Genomic DNA, 21,707 nt, shown 5'->3' on the forward strand with positions numbered 1-21,707 from the left:
CTACCCTTGGCAGCGAAGGAGGTAAAGCCCCGCATGGCGGGGCTTTGGTGCAAGGATGGCGGTGTGTCAGGCCTGTGCGGCGGCGCGCTTGGGCAGCAGCAGGTTCATGATGATGGCGGTGAGGCCGCCGGTGGCGACGCCGTAGGAGAGCACGCTCTTGGCCAGATCCGGCAGGTGCTGCAGCACTTCCGGCACCTGGGCCACCCCGAGGCCCATGGCCAGCGATACCGCCAGGATCATCAGGGCGCGGCGATCGAGCTCCTCGCGGGAGATGATGCGCACGCCGGCGGCGGCGATGGTGCCGAACATGACGATGGTGGCGCCCCCCAGCACGGGTTCGGGGATCTGCTGCACCAGGCTGGCCACCGCCGGGAACAGGCCGAGCAGCGCCAGCATGGCGGCGATGAACAGACCGACGTGGCGGCTGGCCACCCCGGTCAGCTGGATGACGCCGTTGTTCTGGGCGAAGGTGGACATGGGGAAGGTGGAGAACACCGCCGCCAGCATGGAGTTGGCACCATCGGCCAGCACGCCGCCCTTGATCCGCTCCATGTAGACGGGCCCTTCCAGCGGCTCGCCGGAGATGTCGGAGGTGGCGGTCATGTCGCCGATGGCCTCGAGCGCCGTCACCACGAAGATGATGGCGAGCGGCACGAACAGCTGCCAGTCAAAGCCGAGCCCGTAGTGGAGCGGAATAGGCACCATCAGCAGCGGGCCGTCGAAGGTGGGGGCGTTGACCTTGCCCAGCAGCAGCGCTACTGCATAGCCCACCAGCATGGCGAGCATGATGGCGGAGAGGCGCAGCCAGGGGTTGCGGCTGCGCTGCAGCAGCACGATGAGGCCGAGCACCAGCAGGGAGAGGAAGAGGTTGGTGTGGCTGGCGAAGCTGCCGTCCGCCAGGGCGCCGTAGCCACCCCCCATGCTGATGAGGCCCACCTTGATGAGGGTCAGGCCGATCAGCAGCACGACGATGCCGGTCACCAGCGGGGTGATGATCCGTTTGACCAGGTGCAGGAAGCGGCTCATCACCACGATGGTGAGGGCGGCCGCCAGCATGGTGCCGAACAGGGTGCCCAGCAGATCCTCGGTGGGCATGGCCGCCTGCTTGAGGGCGAGGCCGGAGGCGATGATGGGGCCGAGGAAGTTGAAGCTGGTGCCCTGTACCGAGAGCAGGCCGGAACCGAGGGGGCCGAAGCGGCGGGTCTGGATGAAGGAGGCGATGCCGGACATGACCAGCGACATGGAGACGATATAGCGGGTGTCGGCGGCAGGGAGGCCGAGGGCGTTGGCGATGATGAGGGGCGGGGTGATGATGGCGACAAACATGGCGAGCATATGCTGCAGGGCGGCGAACAGGGTCTGGGGCAGGGGCGGGACATCCTCTATGCCATAGACCAGTTCGCTGTGGGCTCGCCTGGGGGGATGGGCCTCTCGGGTTGCGCGTACGGCGGCAGCCTGTTCCATAAATACCTCGAATGTGTGGGGGAGGGGGCAGAAAATTGGGCGCTATTTTAGTGATTGAGAACGGGCTGACCAGCGCTAATTCGGGTTGTAACGGGTTTATTTTTTGATGGGTTGAAACGTTTGCGCGCGGCGATTATGATCCGCCGGTTTGTGTGACGGCGCTCGCCCGGAAATGGCGCCGGTTGCATAGGATTTTGCCGCCGCACGGCGTAGAATGAGCCCTCTGTTGCGATTTGGAGGCTCTGGATGCTGAAGCTGTCGGAGTTCTGGAGTGCCCGTGCCCACTCCGAAGATTTTACCCTGACCCGCATGGGCTTTATGACGGTGCGTCTTCGGCTGCTCACCTGTCTGTTGATGGTGGGCCTGCCCGCCTGGGCGGTGGTGGACTGGCTGACCTTGCCCTCCGCCCAGTTCGATGAACTGTTTCAGGCCCGGATCTTCTGCCTGCTCGCCCTCTCCCCGCTAATCCCCTTCTCCTACCTCATCCACTTCAGACGCGAACGCATGAAGCTGGCGCTCGGCTACCTGATGGCGGTGATGATGCTCTTCTCCCTCATCTGCCTGCACAGCTTCGGCGCGGATCAGGAGCTGCAGGCGGGCTACATGGCCTTCCCCTACCTGCTCATCAGCCTGTTCGCCATCTTCCCCATTCCGCTCTCCCTCGGCCTGCAGCTGGCGGGGGGCATTCTGGTCACCATGCTGGCCGGCAACTGGCTGCTGGTGGGGCAGCCGCTCTGGAGCGTGCAGACCCTCAACCAGATCTGGTTGCTGGGGCTGTTTGCCCTGGCCAGCAGCTGGGTGCAGTGCGGCCAGCTCAACATGTTGCTGCAGCTCTACCGGGAGTCCACCACCGACGAGCTGACCGGCATGATGAACCGCCGCCTGCTGATGAAACAGCTGGAGAAGGCGAGGATGAGCATGATCCGCAAGCAGGCGCCGTTCGCGGTGCTGCTGCTGGATCTGGACCGCTTCAAGCGCATCAACGACACCTTCGGCCATCTGGCGGGGGATGCGGTGCTCAAGGAGGTGGCGGCGACCCTGGCGGAGCAGCTGGAGCCCGGCATGGTGCTGGGCCGCTACGGCGGCGAGGAGTTTGCCATCCTGCTGCCCAACTGCGCCGAGCTGGCCCAGGCCAAGCGGGTGGCCGAGCGGCTGCGGGTGGCGGTGGAGGCGCGGCTGGTGAAGAGCCCCACCTCGGACGAACTGCTGGAGGTGACGGTGAGTATCGGCCTGACCCTGGCCCTGCGCGGCGAGGGGGTGGAGGATCTGCTCAACCGGGCCGACGAGTGCCTCTACATGGCCAAGATGGCCGGGCGCAACTGCGTGGTGGGGGAGCTGGGTGGTAAACCGGCACAGCCTGCCGCCATACAGACAGATGCCGCCTGAGGGCGGCATCTTGATTGAGCGGTGTTGAGCGGGCTCAGCCCAGCTGGTACTTGCCGGAGAGCTGCTGGGCCAGCAGCTTGAACATGTTGAACACCGCCATGGTCTTGCCGGTCGGGGTGCCATCTTCGGCCAGGAAGAACTCCCCCTTGAACACCAGGATCTCCCCCTTCTGCTCCACCGAATCGGCACGCATGCCGTGGATGAAGTCTTCGTGTTCCTTGATGATCTTGTTGGCCATCTCCAGCAGGGCAGTCTCGGTGATCAGCTCTTTCTGTGGTTGCATGCTCGTCTCCTTAAACGACTACTGGGCAGGGGCATAATGTCGCTGCACGCGGTGCGCCCTGCCTCTGATTGAAGAGGGGGCCAGCATACTGCAAACAGGGATTTTCTGTCATTGATATGACCCCGCATTTTCCCGCTTTGCTCTCTTCCCTTATCCCAGCACCAGATTTCTGAGCCAGCGGCGCTGGCGAATACGGCGCTGCACCAGCAACACCTTGCTGAGCTCTTCCAGCAACACCACCGCCACCACCCAGGAGAGGGGCCAGCCCAGCAGGTTGACCGCGCCCCAGGCGAGTGGCAGGCCGATGCACCACATGCCGACGATGTCGATGAAGATGCTGTAGTTCACATCCCCGCCCGAGCGCAGCACCCCTATGATGCCCACCATGTTGAACACCTTGAGCAGCATGCCCAGACACATGATGGCGAGCACCTGGCCGGCCTCCGTCATCAGCTCGCCCGGCAGGTTGCCGACCCACTGCAGCAGGTGGGTCTGCAGCAGCCAGACCGCGATCCCCACCAGCAGGGCACCGATGGGGGCGAGCAGCAGAAAGAGCTGGGAGTGCTGCCAGGCAACCTCGTACTCTTCCGCTCCGAGCCGGTGGCCGAGCAGGGTGGAGCAGGCCACCGCCAACCCGAAGAAGAGGGAGATGAGGATGCTCTCCAGCGTGCCGAGGGTGGTCATGATGGCCAGCGAGTCGGTGCCAAGGTGCGCGTAAAGAAAGCCGTAGAGCAGCATGCCGAAGGCCCAGAGCCCGTCGTGGAACAGGAGCGGCAGGGCGATCAGGGTAAAGCGCACCACCTCCTTGCGCTTGAAGGCGGCCAGCCAGTCATCTCTTCGCGGGATCAGGCGCGCCTCGTAGCGTCTCACGTAGAGCAGCAGCAGGGCCGTTTGCAGCAGCCGTGAAAGGGTGGTGCCCCAGGCCGAGCCGGCTACCCCCATCGCCTCGAAGCCGAAATGGCCGAAGATGAGGGCGTAGTTGAGGATGACGTTGGCGATGATGGCGATGATGCCGATGCGGGTGGGGGCGGCGGCATTGCCGACCGAACGCAGCGCCGACTCCAGCGGTACCACCACGGCGGTGCAGAGGATGGTGGCGCCGGTGATCATCAGAAACTGATCGGCCAGCTCGCGCAGCGCAGGCTCCTGGCTGGCAAAGCCGAGCACGCTGCCCGGTGAGAGCACGTAGACGAGGGCAAACGGCAGGCTCACCAGCAGGGCCCCCACCAGCGCCAGCGCCAGCGAGCGGCGCACCCCGGCCATCTCGCCGCGACCGTAATACTGTGCCGCCAACACCGAGACCCCGCCCGAGAGTCCTGCTATCACCAGCAGATTGAAGAAGAAGACCCGGTTACCCAAGCCGACCGCCGCCACAGCCGTGGTGCCAAGCTGGCTCACCATCATGATGTCGATGAGGCCGAGCAGGGAGAACATCATGGATTGCAGCGAGACCGGCAGGGCCAGCCGCCACAATCGGGTCATGAACTCACGATCGGTGGTTTGTTTTAAAATCGCTTGCCAATAATTCATTTATGTTAACCGGGTAGATAAAAAGCAAGGTTCGTCATGGGTATGATAGGGGGAGTGGCGGGCGGCTTCACTGTGAGCCTCTCTCGGCTTTCTTGTGTAAAACTATCCTGTTGAGGTGTTATGCCGTTTGTCAGCGAGTGTCTGGAAATTGCCCCGGCCTGCGAGGAGCGGATGCTGGGACGCGAAGGGCTGCCGCTGCTCGGCGAGGCGGGCATCTTCCTGACCGGGCTCTCGAACATTCGCGATCACTACCTGATCCGTCGCAACCGGCCGGAGTTTCACATCCTGATGGTGAGCCACGACGAAGGGGGCGCCCTGCTCACCGATGGTGGCGAGCAGCCCATCCCGGCCGGTTCGCTCATCTTCTTGCCGGCGGCAGTGCCCGGTGGTCTCAAGCTGGTGGGGGCGCAGTGGCGCACCAGCTGGATCCTGCTGGATGACGTGCCGCGCTGGCAGCACCTGCACCGGCTCGGCCACCGTATCTGGCAGGGGGAGGAAGGGGAGCAGCTCTATCACCTGCTCAGCCTGATGCAGGGGGAAGGCACTCGTTCACCGCTGCAGCCCCAGTTGCTCAGCCTGCTGCTGGCGCTCCTGGAGCGCACCCTGCAGGGGGAGGTGCGCGGCACCCCGGAGCTCAGGCTGCAGGCGCTGTTTCGGCGGGTGGAGGCGCGCCTCGACGAGCCCTGGAGCGTGGCGTTGCTGGCCGACCAGATGGCCTGCTCGGTACCCCATCTGCATAGGCTCTGCCAGCAGGCGTTCGGCATGGGGCCCATGGCGAAGGTGACCGAGCTCAGGATGAACAAGGCGCGCCAGCTGCTGCTCTACACCAACTGGCCCCTCGGCGAGCTGGCCGGTCGGGTCGGTTACAGCGACGGCGCCAACTTTGCCAACCGCTTTCGCCGGCTCACTGGTCTGACCCCCGGCGCCTTTCGTCGCCTGGGTCGCAAACCTTTTGCAACGGATGTGCAAACTCTTTGAAATTAATGGCGCAAGCCCATAGGATCGGCGGACTCCTTCGTCCAGGTCATCGTTTAGGTACCCGATCCATGTTTGAAGATAATAACCAGAAACGTCCCCTCTACATCCCCTATGCCGGTCCGGCCCTGCTGGAGACCCCGCTGCTCAACAAGGGCAGCGCCTTCACCAGCGAAGAGCGCAGCAACTTCAACCTCGAAGGCCTGCTGCCCCAGAATATCGAGACCATCGAAGAGCAGGCCGAACGGGCCTACCGTCAGTTCATGGCGTTCGGTAACGACATGGACAAGCACATCTACCTGCGCAACATCCAGGACACCAACGAGACGCTGTTCTACCGGCTGCTGACCAACCACCTGACCGAGATGCTGCCGGTCATCTACACCCCGACGGTCGGCAAGGCGTGCGAGGAGTTCTCCAACATCTACCGTCGCGCCCGCGGTCTGTTCATCTCCTATCCGGACAAGGACAGGATCGATGACATGCTGCAGAACGCCACCAAGCAGAACGTCAAGGTGATCGTGGTCACCGACGGTGAGCGGATCCTGGGCCTCGGCGATCAGGGCATCGGCGGCATGGGCATTCCCATCGGCAAGCTGTCGCTCTACACCGCCTGCGGTGGCATCTCGCCGGCCTACTGCCTGCCGGTGGTGCTGGACGTGGGTACCAACAACCAGCAGCTGCTGAACGACCCCTTCTACATGGGCTGGCGCAATCCGCGCATCTCGGGTGAAGAGTATGCCGAGTTCGTCGACGCCTTCATTCAGGCGGTCAAGCGCCGCTGGCCCGACATCCTGCTGCAGTTTGAGGACTTCGCCCAGAACAACGCCATGCCGCTGCTCAATCGCTACAAGAACGAGCTCTGCTGCTTCAACGATGACATTCAGGGCACCGCCGCCGTGACCCTGGGCAGCCTCATCGCCGCCTGCAAGGCCTCCGGCGCCAAGCTCTCCGAGAAGCGGGTCGCCTTCCTCGGCGCTGGCAGCGCCGGTTGCGGCATCGCCGAGCAGATCGTGGCGCAGATGAAAGCCGAGGGGCTGACCGATGCCCAGGCGCGCAGCCGGGTCTTCATGGTGGACCGCTTCGGCCTCATCACCGACAAGATCCCCAACCAGCTCGACTTCCAGCGCCGCCTCTCCCAGCCGGTGGAGCGCATCGCCGATTGGCCGGTGGGGGACAACATCTCCCTGCTGGAGGTGATGGAGCACGGTCGCCCGGACATCCTGATCGGGGTCTCCGGCCAGCCGGGGCTGTTCACCGAAGAGGTGGTCAAGACCATGCACAAGCACTGTGCCCGCCCCATCATCTTCCCGCTCTCCAACCCCACCTCCCGGGTCGAGGCGACCCCGGCAGATCTGATCCGCTGGACCGACGGCCAGGCGCTGGTGGCCACCGGCAGTCCGTTTGCACCGGTGGAGTACAAGGGCAAGCGCTACGTCATCGCCCAGTGCAACAACTCCTTCATCTTCCCGGGGATCGGCCTTGGCGTCATCGCCGCCGGTGCCACCCGGGTGACCGACGCCATGCTGATGTCGGCCAGCCGCGCACTGGCAGAGTGCTCGCCGCTGGTGAAGGGGGAGGAGGGCTCCTTGCTGCCGGATCTGGCGGACATTCACCAGGTCTCCCGCTACATCGCCAAGATGGTGGCCAAGACCGCCATGCTGCAGGGCAAGGCGGTACAGACCCCGGACGAGGTGATCGATCAATCCATCGAGGCCAACTTCTGGCGCCCCGAGTATCGCCGTTATCGCCGTACCTCCTTCTGATTTCTGCGGGAAGGCGCAAAGCAAAAGGGATGCCTCGGCATCCCTTTTTTGTGCATCGCGTTGTGGGTGGGCTTGCTCACCACTTGTTGTTATCTGCACCTCTTCACACGTCTGGCACTGTGCTCTCTTCGTGGCTGGGCTTACTGCTCGGCCGGGGCGGCGGCTTCGGGGGCACCCTGAGTGCCGGTGACCCTGACTTCTACCCGGCGATCCGGTGCCAGGCAGTCGATGAGGGCGGCCCTGGCCTTGATGGCATCACACTGGCTGCCGGTGACCGGGTTGCTCTCGCCATTGCCCTGGATGCTCACCTTGTCGGCGGGCAGCCCTTTGCCGATCAGGAAGTTGGCGACCGTGCTGGCACGGGCTTCCGACAGCGCCTGGTTGTTGGCATCCGATCCGATGCGGTCGGTGTAGCCCATCACCACGGCATTGCCATCCTTGGGCTTGACGTCGGCTATCTGCTGATAGAGCGACTCCAGCGCCTGCATCCCCTCCGGTTTCAGCTCCGCCTTGCCGAACGCAAACAGCACGTCCGAACTCAGGTTGAAGGTCTGATCCACCGGCTCGGGAGCGGGCGGTGGCGGGGGAACGACCATGGGCGCGGGGGCCGGTTCGACCGGTTTGCTGCGGTTGGGATGGATCACCAGCTCCAGGGTGGCGGTGCTGATGTCGCTGACCCAGCGCTGGGTGCCGCTGCCCACCTTGTCATTGTCGGGATCGTCGCCGACCCGGACCATGTAGCGGTAGCGGGCCTGGATGTCGACCCAGTCGTGCAGCTTGGCGGTGAGGCCGAGGCCGGCCAGCGGAGCCAGGTTGTTGTCGCCGCCGTTGATGGACTTGACGTGGTAGATATAACCGCCGCCCTCGGCGAACACCGAGAAGATATCCCCCAGTGGCAACCGACCAATCACCGACAGGGTGGCGCCCTGGCTGCTGAAGTCGTTGCCCTGCACGTCCCAGTCACCGGTGGACAGGTAGCCGAGCTCAGCCCCCAGATTCTCGGTAAAGTTGTAGCCGCCGAACAGGGAGAGCGCAGTGGCGTCCTTGCTCGCATCCTTGCCAAAGTCACCCAGATCGTGAGCGATGGCCCAGCCACCTCCCACCCCGGCGTACCAGTCGTTGTCCGGCGCCGCCTGTGCGCCCGTGGCTGCCAGTGCCAATGCAATCCAAACAGGTTTTACTCTTATGTTCATCGCGTATCCTCGTCGATGTCTGGTGTAGTAGGGCGTAAGCCCTGTTGTGTACAACCACCACTATTTATAGGCGATGCAGGGTTTTTAACCACTTAGGTGGTAGCGAGGCTGGCAATGAGCGGGGATCTGCGGGTCAGTCGAGGTGCTCAGGGTGAGCGCCAGGCAATAAAAAAGGAGGCCTGACGGCCTCCTTTTCGGTCACCAAGGTGACTTACTGGGTGACTTGCTGTACGCCGGTGACGCGCACTTCTACGCGACGATCCGGGGCCAGGCAGGCGATCAGCTGGGCCTTGGCCTTGATGCCGTTGCACTGGGTGCCGGTGACCGGGTTGGCTTCGCCACGACCTTCGATGGCTACCTTGCCAGCGGGCAGACCCTTGCCGACCAGGAAGTCGGCCACGGTACGGGCACGGGCTTCAGACAGCTTCAGGTTGTAGGCGTCGGAGCCGATACGGTCGGTGTAACCAACGACCACGGCGCTGCCATCTTTCGGCTGTACGTCGACGATCTGCTGATACAGGGTGTTCAGAGCGGCAACGCCTTCCGGTTTCAGGGTGGATTTGCCGAAGGCAAACAGCACGTCTGAGCTCAGGGCGAAGTTCTTGTCGACCACGACCGGCTCAGGAACCGGCTCGGGAGCCGGGGCCGCTACCGGTGCCACGTAAGTGGAGCGGTTCGGGTGCATCACCAGTTCCAGGGTGGCCACGCTCATGTTGGTTTCCCAGGTCTTCTGCTCGTCACCCAGGTTCCACATGTAGCGGTAACGGGCCTGCAGATCGATCAGGTCAGAGAGCTTGGCGGTCACGCCCAGACCGGCCAGCGGCGCGGTACCGTTGTCGCTGCTGCCGTTGCCGTTGACGTGGTTGAAGTAGGCGCCGCCTTCTGCAAACACGGAGAAGATGTCGCCGAGCGGCAGACGAGCCAGACCGGACAGGGTTGCGCCCTGGGTCTTGAAGTCAACGCCATCGACGCCACCCTTGCCGGCGTAGAGATAACCCAGCTCGGCGCCGAAGTTATCGTTGAAGTTGTAGCCGCCAAACAGGGAGAGCGCGGTGGCATCCTTGTCGGCATCTTTGCCAAAGTCGTTCAGGTCGTGGCCATAAGCCCAACCAGCACCGATACCTGTGTACCAATCGTTGGCAGCCTGAGCGGTGGAAGTCCCCATGGCCGCGATGGCCAGAGCAATCAGGGCGGGTGCCATTTTCATTTTCATCGTTTTATCCTCGTTGAGTTTGCCGTGCTAGGGCGTACTGCGCACTCTTCAGTTATACCGGTCACAAGTGACAATTCAGCTGCGACCGCCATGGTGAACCACGGTTGGCCTGAATGAAAAAAGAGATGGTTCCTGGATACTCACGAAGCCTTGGCTCCATGGACAACTAACCGGGCCGGAAGCACTTTTAATAGTTCATCCAATGCCTTACAAGCGGGGTTACTGTATTCTTTTGACTCGCGTTGATCAAGTTTCTGTACAGATATCCAGCGCTGGCGCGGCTCTGCACGGGGTGCTAGAAAACTGGCGGAGGGAAACGATTTGACAGAAAGTGACGCGCCTTGCTGTGTTTTTGGTCAGTTGGCGGCGAGGAGGCAAACAAAAGGGGATGCCGTGGCATCCCCTTTTCGCATCATCTGAACGGAGTCAGATTACTTCTGAACTTCTTGTACACCGGATACGCGAACTTCAACGCGACGGTCCGGAGCCAGGCAGGAGATCAGCTGAGCTTTGGCTTTCACGCCGTTGCACTTGGTGCCGGTGACCGGGTTGGCTTCGCCACGACCTTCAACAGCAACCTTGCTGGCGGCCATGCCTTTGCTGACCAGGAAGTTGGCAACAGTGCGAGCGCGAGCTTCGGACAGCTTCTGGTTGTAAGCGTCGGAACCGATGCGGTCGGTGTAACCAACGACAACAGCGTTGCCATCTTTCGGCTGGAATTCAACGATTTGCTGGTACAGACCGTTCAGGGCAGCAACGCCTTCCGGCTTCAGGCTGTCTTTGCCGAAGGCAAACAGCACGTCGGAGTTCAGGGCGAAGTTCTTCTCGACAACCTGCGGAGCCGGGGCCGGCGCTTCTTCAACAACCGGGGCCGGAGCCGGGGCTACGTAGGAAGTGCGGAACGGGTGGTATACGGCTTCCAGGGTCGCAACGCTCTGGTTGGACTTGTAGCGTACGTCGTCCGGGGCATCGCCTGCGTGCAGGTCAGCCACGTCCCACATGTAGCGGTAACGAGCTTGCAGATCCAGCGCGTCGTTAACCTTGTAGGTCACGCCCAGGCCGGCCAGCGGGGATACTTTGGTGTCGCTGGTGCCCAGACCGTCGGTGTGAGCCCAGTAGGCACCGCCTTCAGCGAAGGCAGAGAAGTCGCCGCCCAGCGGCAGACGAGCGATACCGGACAGGGTGGCACCCTGGTTCTCGTAACGCAGACCGTCGGTGTTGCCGCGGCCAGCGTACTGGTAGCCGAACTCGGTACCGAAGTTTTCGGTGAAGTTGTAACCGACGAAGGCGTTGGCAGCAGCAGCGTCTTCAGTACCAGCGTAACCGCCACCACCGATCTTGTTCAGACCGTTGAAGTGGGCAGCACCGGCACCGGCACCGAAGTAGATGTCGTCAGCGGCGTGAGCTGCAGTTGCACCCATGGCAGCCATGGCGATGGCGATCAGGGAAGGAGCCATTTTCATCATAAAAAAATCCTCGTTGAGATGGCACGTTGTTCACGTGCTTCGCACTTTTTAATTTATGTAAGCTGCAGGCTCTGCCGAACAACAGCGTTGAGTCTGGCAGGGATCCCGGATCCATCCGGGAGGCACACATTCCTGGTGCACAAGCGAGCGGGTGGCAGCGTAAGCAATGCCTTCAACCCTTCACGAACAGCTGATGTCATTCCGATGACGTGGCGCACTCTATGCCGATTTCAAAACATGATCAAGCTCACACATAATCCATATGGCAAATTGTGTCGTGTGGATAACTGGCTGTTTATCCAAATTAATTAGTGATCCAAATAGGCTCGGTGCAGTCTCTTCTCGAGTTTCATATAGGCCTGAACCCAGTCAGATTGCGCCATGGCGGGAAATTCCCTCGCCTGGAACACGGCCAGGTAATCGGCCTCGGTTGCTTCGCACAGTAAGGGTGTAAAACTGCACAAAAAATGACGGGCCAGGTAGGGATCGAGCGGCCAGATGTTGAGGATGGCCCGCGCCACAGGCTGTACTGCAGCTGAACAGCAAAAATGCAGGTGGCCTGCTTCGAGCCAGTCGGCCATCTCGGCCAGACCGTTGACGGGGACTAGGCCGCCATCGCCCGACTCTTTGGCCAGCACCAGTTGCTGGCCATTGCCAAGCAGCAGGGTTCCATCTTCCTGCATGACGCCGTCGTGACTGCGCAATGGCAGCCCGGTTGCGGGCCGCTCAAGAAACAGGCTGCTCTTGTCATCGAGCGCAGCCAAAACTGCTGCCGCCTGATCGTGCAGCGCGGCGGGCAACCAGAAGGCCTCGGCACGAGTCTGCTGGCCTTGCTGCAGTTGACGAGCGAGTTCTGCGGGGGTGGTGACAGGGTGTAAACAGGAGATTATGCCGGGAAGCGCCATGAGTTCTTACTCTTAAGGGATAGCCGGCGAATTATACGAGTTATTCCTGTGGCAACAATAAAGGTTTCTTTTCGAGACTGTTTACCTGAGGCGGTTGAGCGATTACCATCCCCGATGTTTGCAAGGGTTGTCGTCGAAAGACGCTGATTAAAGATAGAGGCTCGACCATAACGAGTCCGTTCAAAACTGATACACTTGACTACGAGTCGTCGCGAAAAATAAAGGTGGAGTCAATCCGCCGTACGGAGTATGGAACACATGAATTCAAATATCGTAACTGTTGGCAAGAAGATCCGTCAGATCCGTGAAGCGGTCGGCCTGAGCCGTCCCAAGTTTGCAGATCTGCTGGGCGTTCCCCCGACCACCCTGAAGAACTACGAACTGGGTTATCGTGAAGTTGGTGGCGCCTTCCTGGTGGCACTGGCTCATCACCCGGAACTGCACAAGTTCACCCTCTGGCTGCTGGCTGACAAAAAAGTCGCCGAAATCGGTCAGATCGGCCCGGACGATATTGCCAAGGCTTGATTTGATTGAGCTTTGACAAAAATGCCGCCATCGAGGCGGCATTTTTTTATCCATCAAAGAACCCACGAAATTAATTAAATTTGGCTAATTGTGCTCTCACCAAGGCTTTTCACGAAAATACCTTGGCAAGCCGGATTAATCCTCAGAAAATTCTGACCGCTAAAATTAGCGGTATCCCTCGCATGATGCGCACAGTGAGACAAGCATGAGTCAAATCACCCCCAAGGCCAGAGATGGCTTTACCAGCAAATTCGGCGTCCTTGCCGCCACCCTGGGCTCAGCCGTCGGGCTGGGAAATATCTGGAAGTTTCCCTACCTGACGGGCGAAAACGGCGGCGCCGGTTTCCTGCTGGTCTATGTCATCGCGACGCTGCTGGTTGGCCTGCCGGTGATGATCTCCGAGATCATGCTGGGGCGCAAAGGCAAGTCCGATGCCGTCACCACCCTCAGCAAGCTGGCTCCCAAGGGGCAGCCCTGGTGGTTGATCGCGGCCATGGGGGTGCTGGCCGCCTTCCTTATCATGTCTTTCTATTCTGAAGTAGCGGCCTGGGTCTTTGCCTACATCTTCAAGGCCGTTGACGGCTCCATCCTGTCGACCGATCCCAAGGTGACCGGGGCGGCCTTCGGGGCGCTGATCAGCGACCCGCTGCAGAGCCTGCTCTGGCAGTGGCTGGTGCTGGCGCTGATGGGCGGCATCCTGCTGATGGGGGTCTCCAAGGGGATCGAGGCGGTAACCAAGAAGCTGATGCCGGTGCTCTTCATCCTGCTGCTCGTTATCGGCATCCGCAGTCTGACCCTGCCGGGGGCGAGCCAGGGGCTGCATTTTCTGTTCTCACCGGATTTTTCCAAGATAACGGCCGGGGTGGTGCTGACCGCCATGGGGCTGGCCTTCTTCAAGCTCTCCATCGGCATGGGTTGCATGATGACCTATGGCAGCTACTTTCGGAATGATCAGAACATCCCGCTGACCACTTTCCGGGTGATGTGCGCCGACCTGTTCGTCTCCATGCTGGCCGGCATCGCCATCTTCCCGGCGGTATTCGCCTTCGGTTTTGAGCCCACCGCCGGTCCCTCCCTGCTGTTCATCACCATTCCGGCGGTCTTCGCCAGCATTCCGTTTGGCCACCTGTTCATGGTGCTGTTCTTCGTGCTCTCCGCCATCGCCGCCACCGGCGCCATGCTCTCGATTCTGGAAGTGCCGGTCTCGGTGGTGTCAGAACGATTTGGCATGAGCCGCCCCAAGGCGACCCTGCTCAACCTGCTGGTACTGGGAGCGGTGGGGTCGACCTGCGCGCTCTCCAACAGCTCGCTGGCGGACGTTCATATCGCCGGCAAGACCTTCTTCGACCTGTTCGATTTCGTCTCCTCCAACGTATTGATGCCTCTTGGCGGTATCTTCCTCTGCCTGTTTGTGGGCTGGGTGTGGGGCTTTGAGCGAATGAAGGAGGCGCTGACCAACGGCGGCGAGCTGGAGCTGGCGATCCTCAAGCCGCTGTTCTTCATCATCCGTTACGTGTCGCCGCTGTTGATCCTGATCGTGATGCTCAAAGGGTTGGGGCTGTTCTAGCCAGCAGGGTTGGGCCCACAGTTCCCACAGCAAAAGAGCGCCACAAGGCGCTCTTTTTGTTGGTGATGACGATCCGGTGAACCGCGCTAGAGCACACCGAGGCGGCCGAGCTCATCCTTGAGCTGGTCGAGGTTGCGCTCGACGCAGGCTTCGCCCTCGTTGATGGCGTCGCTGGCGCGGTGGAAATCCATGATGGAGAAGCTGCCAAGGCGCGGGCAGAGCTGGATCTCGGGCGGGTCACCGGCCATCCGGGCGCGGGTGATGCGCTCCTGCATGATGTTGATGGAGCCGGTCATCACGCTCCACATGCCCGGCGTGTTGGGGCTGTCGCCCCGGTTGAACCACTGGCTGAAGCGGTTGCCGCCGCTCGGCTCATCCGGCTCGTCGGTCCAGGGCTGGTGCATGTCGGCGTTGAGGTTGACGGCGATCACCACCTCGGCCCCCATGGCGCGGGCCAGCGAGATGGGCACCGGGTTGACCACGGCGCCGTCCACCAGCCAGCGATCCTCGACCCGGGTCGGGGTCAGGATGCCGGGCATGCCGCAGGAGGCGCGCACGCACTGGCGCAGCGGCCCCTGCTGCAGCCAGATCTCGCGGCCGGTGTCGAGCTCGGTGGCGACGCAGGCAAAGGGCAGCGGCAGCGTTTCGATGGCGGGATCGCCGAGGTGGTTGGCGGCGATGCCGAACACCTTCTCGCCGCGAAACAGGCCGCCGGAGAGGGCCGGATCGAGCAGGCTGACCACCTGCAAGCGGTTGAAGCCGCGTACCCAGCTCTCCAGCTTGTCCAGTTCACCGGCGGCATAGGCGGCGCCGACAAAGCTGCCGATGGAGCATCCTGCCACCAGATCCGGTTTGACGCCGAGCCGCTCCAGCGCCCGTAAGATGCCGATGTGCGCCCATCCACGGGCTGCGCCGCTGCCAAGAGCCAGTCCCACACGGGGTTTTCGTGCCACTTTGTCTCTCCAGGAGTGAGTGAGAAAGCCAGCTTACCCGCAGTTGCCGGCGCCGTCATCCTGCCAGCGTTCGCTGCGATTGCGACCGTTGGCCTTGGCCTGATAGAGCGCCACGTCGGCCCGCCGAATGGCCTCCTGCAACTGGGTATCGGTGGTGCTGTGGTGGTAACCCAGGCTGACGGTCACCGCCAGGGCCGGCGCCAGCTCCTGCCAAGGGTGGCGGGCGATGCGCAGACGCAGCTGCTCGGCCAGCTGGTCGAGTGGTTCCCCCCCTTTGGCCGCCAGCAGCAGAAACTCCTCGCCGCCCCAGCGGATCAGGGCGTCTTCCCGCCGCAGGTGCTGCTGGCACAGGCGCACCAGATGGATCAGCACCTGATCGCCCACCTCATGGCCAAAACGGTCGTTGACCTGCTTGAAGTGATCGCAGTCGAACATGATCACCCCGACGCTGCCCCCGAGCTGCTGATGGCGGCGCTCAAACTCGTCGAAGTAGTGGCGGTTGAAGGCGCCGGTCAGGGCATCGTGGCGAGAGAGATAGTCCAGCTGCCGGTTCAGGCGGCGGGACTTGAGATTGGCAAGCACGGCCCAGGCCATGAAAAACAGGGCGATCAGGGTCGGAGCGGACTGGCAGAGCAGGGCCCACAGCAGGGAGGACAGGGGGATGCGGTGGAGCAGGGTGAGCTCGGTGTCAGGAATGGCGTACTGGAACTGAAACGCCCCCTGCTGCCAGCGGTAGCCATCCCGAGCCGTTGACGGCTTTGGGACGAAGTCGACCTCCTGATTGCTGCTGGCGAGGATCTGCTGATGCTGGTTGACCAGAAACAGGGTGCCTATGCCGGGGGTGGATTCGCGCAGCAGCTGCTCCAGCCGGGAGAGCAGCACGTCGATGCTGATGACGCCCACCAGCACCTGATCCTTCACGATTGGCTGTGACAGGGTGATCATCTGGCCCGCGCCGGCAAAGTCCTCGTAGGGGCGCGAGACGGTGGCGTGCAGGCTCTTCTCCTTCTGTTTCAGGGCATCCTGCCAGTAGGACTTGAGATAGATGTTGCGCCGAAAGTGAAACTGGCTGGCGGGAACCCAGGGGTAGAGATAGACGAAATCATCGACCCCGGTGAAGTAGAGCCAGCCGACCTTGTCCCCCAGCAGCTTGCTGGCGGTGGAGAGCAGGGGGGAGAGGCTCAGCGCCAGGTGCAGCCTGGCGGCGCGCTGGCTGCCGGGGGCCGGCAGCGGCCCCAGTCCGGTCAGGTTGCCGCTCAGCCCCTTGGGCAGATTGGCGGGCACCTTATCCAGCGCAAAGCCCTGGTCACCATTCTCCCGCAGGGCGCCGTAGAGCTGCTGGGTGAGGGCGGATTGCGGGTTGCTGCGCAGCCGCTCCTCTGCCTGACCGCGCATTGCCTCGAGAAAGGTTTCCATCTGCTGAAACTGGGATTTCAGACGGGAGGCAGTGCTGAGGGTGTCGCTCTGATAATGGTCGGTGACCTGGGTCAGGGTCAGCTTGAGAGTGATGGCCAGCAGCAGGGCGACGAAGGCGCAGAGCAGCCATTGCAGGCGACAGTTAACAAAATGAGATCTGGGTTCAGGCATAGGCGTTAGGCGGGATCCGGACAGGTTCGGAGCATCAGTTTAGGGCACAATCGTGAAGCCCGTCTTCTGCTACTGCTATTTCAATCAAATATCGCCGTTTCTGTTACGTTTTGTCACATTTATACATAGTCACGGCATAGTCAGGGGGTAACATGGTGACCATCATTGATGAAGTGCCCTCTTTTCTCTTAATTTCATGGATTGCTTGATGAAAATGCGTATATGGCTGGTGCTTGCCTGCCTCTCTCTGCTGATTTCCGCCGGCTGGTATTACCGCCACTCCGCCCCTGCCGGCAAACCCCAGCCACGTCAGGTCAACATCAGGGCGCAGACGGTCAGCCAGAGCCTGGCCGAGCCCTCCATCAAGCTGGTGAGCAAGCTGGCCGCCAACCGCTCCGTGGTGATAAGCCCGGAGGTGACCGGCCGCATCGTCAAGATCGCGGTGCGCTCCGGCCAGCAGGTCAAGCAGGGGGATGTGCTGATCGCCCTCGACGCCGGCAAGCAGCAGGCGGAACTGGCCGAGCAGAGCGCCAGCGTGCGCGACGAGAGCCGCAAGCTGCGGGACATGCGCCGGCTGGTGCCGCGCGGTGCCATCACCACCTCGGAGCTGGAGGGGCAGGAGGCCACGGTCGCCCAGGCTCAGGCCCGCGCCGATGCCGCCAAGTACGAGCTCTCCCTGCGCACCCTGCTGGCGCCGTTCGACGGCTCGGTCAGCCTCATCGATCTGAGCGAAGGGGCCCTGGTCAACAGCGGCGATACCCTGCTCCACCTGGACGAGCTGGCCAAGCTGCGGCTCGATCTGGCGGTGCCCGAGCGCTACCTCTCGCTGCTGCGCCCCGGCATGGCAGTGACGGCGACCAGTTCGGCCTGGCCGGACCAATCTTTTCGCGGTGTGCTGGAGACGCTGGACAGCCGCGTTTCCAACGATACCCAGAACATCAAGGCGCGGGTGATCATCCCCAATCCAGATGGCCAGCTGCGCCCCGGCATGCTGCTCAACGTCGAACTCTCATTGCCGCCACAGAAGATGACCCTGATCCCGGCCCAGTCGGTGGAGTATGCCGGCGAGCAACGCTTCGTCTATCGTCTCGAACCCAATGGCAAGGTCAAGCGGGTGCCGGTGGTGCTGGGGGATACCCATGGCGAAGAGGTATGGGTGACCGAAGGGCTCAAGGTGGGCGATCGCATCGTGGTCGAGGGGCTGGTCAACCTGCGTGACGGCGTCAGCGTGCACGATCTGGCGGAGGTCAAAGGCTGATGTGGCTCTCCGATATCTCTGTCCGCCGCCCGCTGGTGGCGGTGGTGCTGAGCGCGCTGCTCACCGTGTTCGGTCTGGTGGCGTTTTCCAAGCTGACGGTACGGGAGATGCCCGACGTGCAGACGCCGTCCGTCTCCATCACCACCATGTACGAGGGGGCCGCCCCCGCCGTCATGGAGAGTCAGGTCACCAAGCCCATCGAGGATCAGCTCTCCGGCATCAGCGGCATCAAGAACATCAACTCGGTGACCCGCAAGGGGCGCTCTGTCATCACGGTGGAGTTCAAGCTCGGCTGGAACATGGTGGAGGGGATCTCCGATGTGCGCGACGCCATCTCCCGCGCCCGTCCCAAGCTGCCGGACGAGGTGGATGAACCCCTGGTCACCAAGGACAACGGCAACGGCGACGTGGCGGTCTGGCTCAACTTCAGCAGCACCCAGATGGACCGCACCGCCATGACCGACTACGCCAACCGGGTACTGGTGGATCCCTTGAGCCTGGTGGACGGGGTGAGCGAGGTGTCGCTCTCCGGCGATCTGACCCAGGTGATGTACGTGCGGCTGCGGCCATCTGACATGGCGGCGCGCGGCGTCACGGTGGCGGATGTGCAGGACGCCCTCAAGCGCGAGAACATCGAGCTGCCGGGCGGCGAGATCCGCAACAACAGCATGACCATGGCGGTGCAGATCGCCCGGCTCTACCACACCGCCGCCGATTTCCAGGCGCTGCAGGTGCGCACCGCCACCAACGGCCAGAGCATCTATCTGGCCGACATCGCCGATGTGGAGGTGGGCGCCAAGAACGAAGACAGCGCTTACCAGCGCAACGGCCGTGAGAGCCTGGGGATCGGCATCGTCGCCCAGTCCACCGCCAACCCGCTGGCGGTGGCGCAGGGGGTCGAGAAGAAGATGGCCGAGATGCAGCGCTTCCTGCCGGAGGGGGCAACGCTGGAGGTCGACTACGACTCCACCATCTTCATCAAGCAGGCCATCGACGAGGTGTACGAAACGCTCGCCATCTGCGCCGTATTGGTGGTGGCCGTGCTCTACCTGTTCCTGGGGCAGGGGCGTACCACCCTCATTCCGGCCATCACGGTGCCGGTCTCCCTTATCTCCGCCTTTATCGGGGCCTGGTATCTGGGCTTTTCCATCAACCTCATCACCTTGTTGGCGCTCATTCTCGCCATCGGTCTGGTGGTAGATGACGCCATCGTGGTGGTGGAGAACATTCACCACCATCTGCAGCGCGGTGAGCCGCCCCTGCTGGCCGCGTGGCACGGCACCCGCGAGGTGGGCTTTGCGGTGATCGCCACCACCGCCGTGCTGGTGATGGTGTTCGTGCCCATCGCCTTCATGGATGGCATGGTGGGCCGGCTCTTTACCGAGTTCGCCATCCTGCTGTCGCTGGCGGTGCTCTTCTCGTCGCTGATCGCGCTCACCCTGACCCCGGCCATGGGCTCCTGGCTGATGCGCTCGGTGGATCGGCCCAACCGGCTGACGGCGGCGCTCGATCGCGGCCTCGGCTGGGTGGAGACCCACTACCGCCGGCTGCTCGGCTGGATGCTGCACCATTCGCGCTGGACCCCGCTGGTGCTGGTGCTCTGCCTAGGCGGCATCGGCGCCCTGTTTGCCCAGTTGCCTACCAGCCTGACCCCGACCGAGGATCGGGGCGTGCTCTACGTGTTCGTCAAGGGGGCCGAGGGCACCAGCATCGAGCGGATGAAGCGCAACATGCAGCAGGTGGAGGCGGCCATCATGCCGCTGCTCGGCAAGGGGGTGGTGCAGGCCATGAGCTTCAGCACCCCGGCCTTCGGCCGCGGCGGCGATCAGACCGGCATGGCGATCATCCAGCTCACCGACTGGGCCGAGCGGGATGAGACCGCCACCGAGTTCGCCAAATCCCTGAGCGGGCGGCTGGCCGGCATTCCGGACGTGATGATCCGCACCTTCCAGCCGGGCTTTCGCGGCGGCTCCACCGCGTCGGTGCAGTTCGTGCTGCAGGGCTCCGATTACGCCGAGCTCTATCAGCAAGGGCTGGCCCTGAAAGAGGCGGCAGCCCAGAGTGGCCTGATGGAAACGCCGGATCTCGACTATGCCGAGAAGACCCCGGAGCTGCAGGTGACCATAGAGCGGGATCGGGCCAACCAGCTCGGCATCCCGGTCTCCACCGTCGCGAGCTCCCTGCAGGCCCTGCTCGGCGGCATCAGCCAGACCACCTATGTCGACAGAGGGGAGGAGTACGACGTCTACCTGCGCGCCAACCAGCGCGACTTCAACGGCGTCTCCGACTTGAGCCGCATCTACCTCAAGGCGGCCAACGGCGAGATGGTGACCCTCTCGACCCTGGCTACCGTCAAGCAGGTGGCGAGCCCGCAGCGCCTCAACCACTATCAGCGCCAGAAGGCGGTGACCCTGACCACGGATCTGGCGCCGGGTCACACCCTGGGCGAGGCGCTGGATTACCTCGACGGCTGGGCCAGCGCCAACCTGCCAAGCGGCATGACGGTGGATTATGCCGGCGAGTCCAAGGACTATCGCGACAACCAGGGCGAGATGGTGATGGTGTTCGGTCTGGCCCTGCTGGTGGTCTATCTGGTGCTGGTGGCCCAGTTCGAGAGCATGCTGACCCCGGCGGTGGTGATGGTGACGGTGCCGCTCGGTATCTTCGGCGGTCTGCTCGGCCTCTGGCTGACGGGGCAGGAGATGAGCATCTACAGCCAGATCGGCATGATCATGCTGATCGGCATGGTGACCAAGAACGGCATCCTGATCGTCGAGTTCATCAACCAGCTGCGCCAGCGCGGCGAGGGGTTCGACGAGGCGATCATCGCAGGTTCGGTGCGCCGCTTGCGCCCGATCCTGATGACCTCGCTCACCGCCATCATAGGGGCCGTGCCGCTGATGCTCTCCATGGGGGCGGGGTATGAAAGCCGGATGTCGGTGGGGACAGTGGTCTTCTTTGGGTTATCGCTCGCGACTCTGGTGACCCTGCTGTTGGTGCCCGCCATCTACCATCTGCTGGCCAAGCGGGCCGGCATGACCGGGGCGCGGGATCAACTGGTGGACGAGGCGCTGGCGGCCAGCGAGGCCGCCTCGCAGCAGGACAAACCGGCGGCCTGATGCCTACACCCATATAGGTGAAAGCAACGCAAGCTGATGGCATCCTCGGGTGAGCAGGTTAATATGTAGCCAGTTTAACGTTGAGGTGAACATATGTTGCCATCAGCCATTTATGAACCGCTGCCCTTTGCCTATATGGGCAGCGGTTTGCTGTTGTTGGGGATTGCCGATCAGCCGGGGCTGTTGCTGGCCGGGTTGGCATTCTATCTGGCCGGTTCGCTGGCCTGGTTTCGACGCGGCGCCTATCGCCGGCCCGACAAGCTGCAGCTGCGAAAGCAGGGCTGGCCGTTGTGGCTCTACGAGAGCCGGCCGTTCGCGCTGATCCTGCTGGGCCTGCTGATGCTGCGCCTGGCCACCCACCCGGTCTTCCTGGCGCCCGCCTTGGTCTGGTGCCTGCTGGGCGGCTATCAGTTGCTGCAGCGCCACTACAACCGCATCGTGCTGGCCCGCGTCCTGGCCTGAGCCGACAATCAACCCGCACTTTTCAGGCGAGCCCCGCTGGCTCGCCTTTTCCGTA

17 protein-coding genes are annotated in these 21,707 nt (G+C 62.7%); 8 read left to right on the plus strand and 9 right to left on the minus strand.

Annotation, left to right across the window (positions count from 1 at the left end):
- Positions 1 to 66 precede the first annotated feature (66 nt).
- On the minus strand, positions 67 to 1,464 hold the full coding sequence (locus E5E96_RS13735; RefSeq protein ID WP_171282395.1) for a nucleobase:cation symporter-2 family protein: 1,398 nt from the start codon (positions 1,462 to 1,464) through the stop codon (positions 67 to 69).
- Positions 1,465 to 1,710: 246 nt separating this feature from the next.
- Here E5E96_RS13735 and E5E96_RS13740 point away from each other — a divergent pair, with 246 nt between their 5' ends.
- Entirely contained in the window at positions 1,711 to 2,850 is a 1,140-nt protein-coding gene (locus E5E96_RS13740; RefSeq protein WP_011705188.1) for a diguanylate cyclase, read from the plus strand.
- A 34-nt stretch (positions 2,851 to 2,884) separates the two neighbouring features.
- Here E5E96_RS13740 and E5E96_RS13745 read toward each other — a convergent pair whose 3' ends face one another.
- Together E5E96_RS13745 and E5E96_RS13750 are read right to left on the minus strand one after the other, a co-directional pair.
- Positions 2,885 to 3,133, minus strand: coding sequence for a YciN family protein (locus tag E5E96_RS13745; RefSeq protein ID WP_005298586.1), 249 nt, complete (start codon positions 3,131 to 3,133; stop codon positions 2,885 to 2,887).
- A 150-nt stretch (positions 3,134 to 3,283) separates the two neighbouring features.
- Positions 3,284 to 4,663 (minus strand): MATE family efflux transporter, encoded by a 1,380-nt coding sequence (locus E5E96_RS13750; RefSeq protein WP_171282396.1) that lies wholly within the window; start codon positions 4,661 to 4,663, stop codon positions 3,284 to 3,286.
- Between the two features lie 120 nt (positions 4,664 to 4,783).
- Between E5E96_RS13750 and E5E96_RS13755 the strand changes: the two genes are divergently transcribed.
- Together E5E96_RS13755 and E5E96_RS13760 are read left to right on the plus strand one after the other, a co-directional pair.
- Entirely contained in the window at positions 4,784 to 5,641 is an 858-nt protein-coding gene (locus E5E96_RS13755) for an AraC family transcriptional regulator (protein WP_171282397.1), read from the plus strand.
- A gap of 68 nt (positions 5,642 to 5,709) precedes the next feature.
- Positions 5,710 to 7,404, plus strand: coding sequence for an NAD-dependent malic enzyme (locus tag E5E96_RS13760; protein WP_011705191.1), 1,695 nt, complete (start codon positions 5,710 to 5,712; stop codon positions 7,402 to 7,404).
- A 140-nt stretch (positions 7,405 to 7,544) separates the two neighbouring features.
- Here the strand turns inward: E5E96_RS13760 and E5E96_RS13765 are convergent, their stop codons facing one another.
- From E5E96_RS13765 to E5E96_RS13780, 4 genes are all read right to left on the minus strand, one after another.
- Positions 7,545 to 8,597: an OmpA family protein gene (locus E5E96_RS13765; RefSeq protein WP_171282398.1), complete on the minus strand. Its 1,053-nt coding sequence runs from the start codon at positions 8,595 to 8,597 to the stop codon at positions 7,545 to 7,547.
- A gap of 211 nt (positions 8,598 to 8,808) precedes the next feature.
- Positions 8,809 to 9,810, minus strand: coding sequence for a porin OmpA (gene ompA, locus E5E96_RS13770; protein ID WP_016349943.1), 1,002 nt, complete (start codon positions 9,808 to 9,810; stop codon positions 8,809 to 8,811).
- A 431-nt stretch (positions 9,811 to 10,241) separates the two neighbouring features.
- Positions 10,242 to 11,276 (minus strand): OmpA family protein, encoded by a 1,035-nt coding sequence (locus E5E96_RS13775; RefSeq protein WP_011705194.1) that lies wholly within the window; start codon positions 11,274 to 11,276, stop codon positions 10,242 to 10,244.
- 308 nt (positions 11,277 to 11,584) lie between these two features.
- Complete coding sequence (locus tag E5E96_RS13780) at positions 11,585 to 12,181, minus strand: hypothetical protein (RefSeq protein WP_085734680.1); 597 nt, start codon at positions 12,179 to 12,181, stop codon at positions 11,585 to 11,587.
- Between the two features lie 258 nt (positions 12,182 to 12,439).
- Here E5E96_RS13780 and E5E96_RS13785 point away from each other — a divergent pair, with 258 nt between their 5' ends.
- A complete protein-coding gene (locus E5E96_RS13785; RefSeq protein WP_005298604.1) occupies positions 12,440 to 12,706 on the plus strand; it encodes a DNA-binding transcriptional regulator in 267 nt (88 codons plus the stop codon).
- Positions 12,707 to 12,911: 205 nt separating this feature from the next.
- Positions 12,912 to 14,273: a sodium-dependent transporter gene (locus E5E96_RS13790; protein ID WP_171282399.1), complete on the plus strand. Its 1,362-nt coding sequence runs from the start codon at positions 12,912 to 12,914 to the stop codon at positions 14,271 to 14,273.
- Positions 14,274 to 14,359: 86 nt separating this feature from the next.
- Here the strand turns inward: E5E96_RS13790 and E5E96_RS13795 are convergent, their stop codons facing one another.
- Positions 14,360 to 15,226 carry a patatin-like phospholipase family protein gene (locus E5E96_RS13795; protein ID WP_024944723.1) on the minus strand — a complete coding sequence of 289 codons (867 nt, stop codon included), beginning with the start codon at positions 15,224 to 15,226 and terminating at the stop codon, positions 14,360 to 14,362.
- Positions 15,227 to 15,259: 33 nt separating this feature from the next.
- A complete protein-coding gene (locus E5E96_RS13800; protein ID WP_171282400.1) occupies positions 15,260 to 16,813 on the minus strand; it encodes a diguanylate cyclase in 1,554 nt (517 codons plus the stop codon).
- A gap of 208 nt (positions 16,814 to 17,021) precedes the next feature.
- Here E5E96_RS13800 and E5E96_RS13805 point away from each other — a divergent pair, with 208 nt between their 5' ends.
- The 3 genes from E5E96_RS13805 (at position 17,022) to E5E96_RS13815 (ending at position 21,652) form a co-directional block, all read left to right on the plus strand.
- On the plus strand, positions 17,022 to 18,071 hold the full coding sequence (locus tag E5E96_RS13805; RefSeq protein ID WP_253264638.1) for an efflux RND transporter periplasmic adaptor subunit: 1,050 nt from the start codon (positions 17,022 to 17,024) through the stop codon (positions 18,069 to 18,071).
- Positions 18,071 to 21,190, plus strand: coding sequence for an efflux RND transporter permease subunit (locus tag E5E96_RS13810; RefSeq protein WP_171282402.1), 3,120 nt, complete (start codon positions 18,071 to 18,073; stop codon positions 21,188 to 21,190). Before E5E96_RS13805 ends, E5E96_RS13810 begins: the two co-directional genes overlap by 1 nt.
- Positions 21,191 to 21,283: 93 nt before the next feature.
- Positions 21,284 to 21,652 carry a hypothetical protein gene (locus tag E5E96_RS13815; protein ID WP_168756539.1) on the plus strand — a complete coding sequence of 123 codons (369 nt, stop codon included), beginning with the start codon at positions 21,284 to 21,286 and terminating at the stop codon, positions 21,650 to 21,652.
- Positions 21,653 to 21,707: the final 55 nt, after the last annotated feature.

The sequence above is a fragment of the Aeromonas sp. 1805 genome, from assembly GCF_013085525.1.
GTDB classification, from domain to species: domain Bacteria; phylum Pseudomonadota; class Gammaproteobacteria; order Enterobacterales; family Aeromonadaceae; genus Aeromonas; species Aeromonas hydrophila.

Coding starts and splice junctions, on each gene's coding strand:
- E5E96_RS13735 (WP_171282395.1), bottom strand. CDS start 1,464: ATGGAACAGGCTGCCGCCGTACGCGCAACCCGAGAGGCCCATCCCCCC.
- E5E96_RS13740 (WP_011705188.1), top strand. CDS start 1,711: ATGCTGAAGCTGTCGGAGTTCTGGAGTGCCCGTGCCCACTCCGAAGAT.
- E5E96_RS13745 (WP_005298586.1), bottom strand. CDS start 3,133: ATGCAACCACAGAAAGAGCTGATCACCGAGACTGCCCTGCTGGAGATG.
- E5E96_RS13750 (WP_171282396.1), bottom strand. CDS start 4,663: ATGAATTATTGGCAAGCGATTTTAAAACAAACCACCGATCGTGAGTTC.
- E5E96_RS13755 (WP_171282397.1), top strand. CDS start 4,784: ATGCCGTTTGTCAGCGAGTGTCTGGAAATTGCCCCGGCCTGCGAGGAG.
- E5E96_RS13760 (WP_011705191.1), top strand. CDS start 5,710: ATGTTTGAAGATAATAACCAGAAACGTCCCCTCTACATCCCCTATGCC.
- E5E96_RS13765 (WP_171282398.1), bottom strand. CDS start 8,597: ATGAACATAAGAGTAAAACCTGTTTGGATTGCATTGGCACTGGCAGCC.
- ompA (WP_016349943.1), bottom strand. CDS start 9,810: ATGAAAATGAAAATGGCACCCGCCCTGATTGCTCTGGCCATCGCGGCC.
- E5E96_RS13775 (WP_011705194.1), bottom strand. CDS start 11,276: ATGATGAAAATGGCTCCTTCCCTGATCGCCATCGCCATGGCTGCCATG.
- E5E96_RS13780 (WP_085734680.1), bottom strand. CDS start 12,181: ATGGCGCTTCCCGGCATAATCTCCTGTTTACACCCTGTCACCACCCCC.
- E5E96_RS13785 (WP_005298604.1), top strand. CDS start 12,440: ATGAATTCAAATATCGTAACTGTTGGCAAGAAGATCCGTCAGATCCGT.
- E5E96_RS13790 (WP_171282399.1), top strand. CDS start 12,912: ATGAGTCAAATCACCCCCAAGGCCAGAGATGGCTTTACCAGCAAATTC.
- E5E96_RS13800 (WP_171282400.1), bottom strand. CDS start 16,813: ATGCCTGAACCCAGATCTCATTTTGTTAACTGTCGCCTGCAATGGCTG.
- E5E96_RS13805 (WP_253264638.1), top strand. CDS start 17,022: ATGAAAATGCGTATATGGCTGGTGCTTGCCTGCCTCTCTCTGCTGATT.
- E5E96_RS13810 (WP_171282402.1), top strand. CDS start 18,071: ATGTGGCTCTCCGATATCTCTGTCCGCCGCCCGCTGGTGGCGGTGGTG.
- E5E96_RS13815 (WP_168756539.1), top strand. CDS start 21,284: ATGTTGCCATCAGCCATTTATGAACCGCTGCCCTTTGCCTATATGGGC.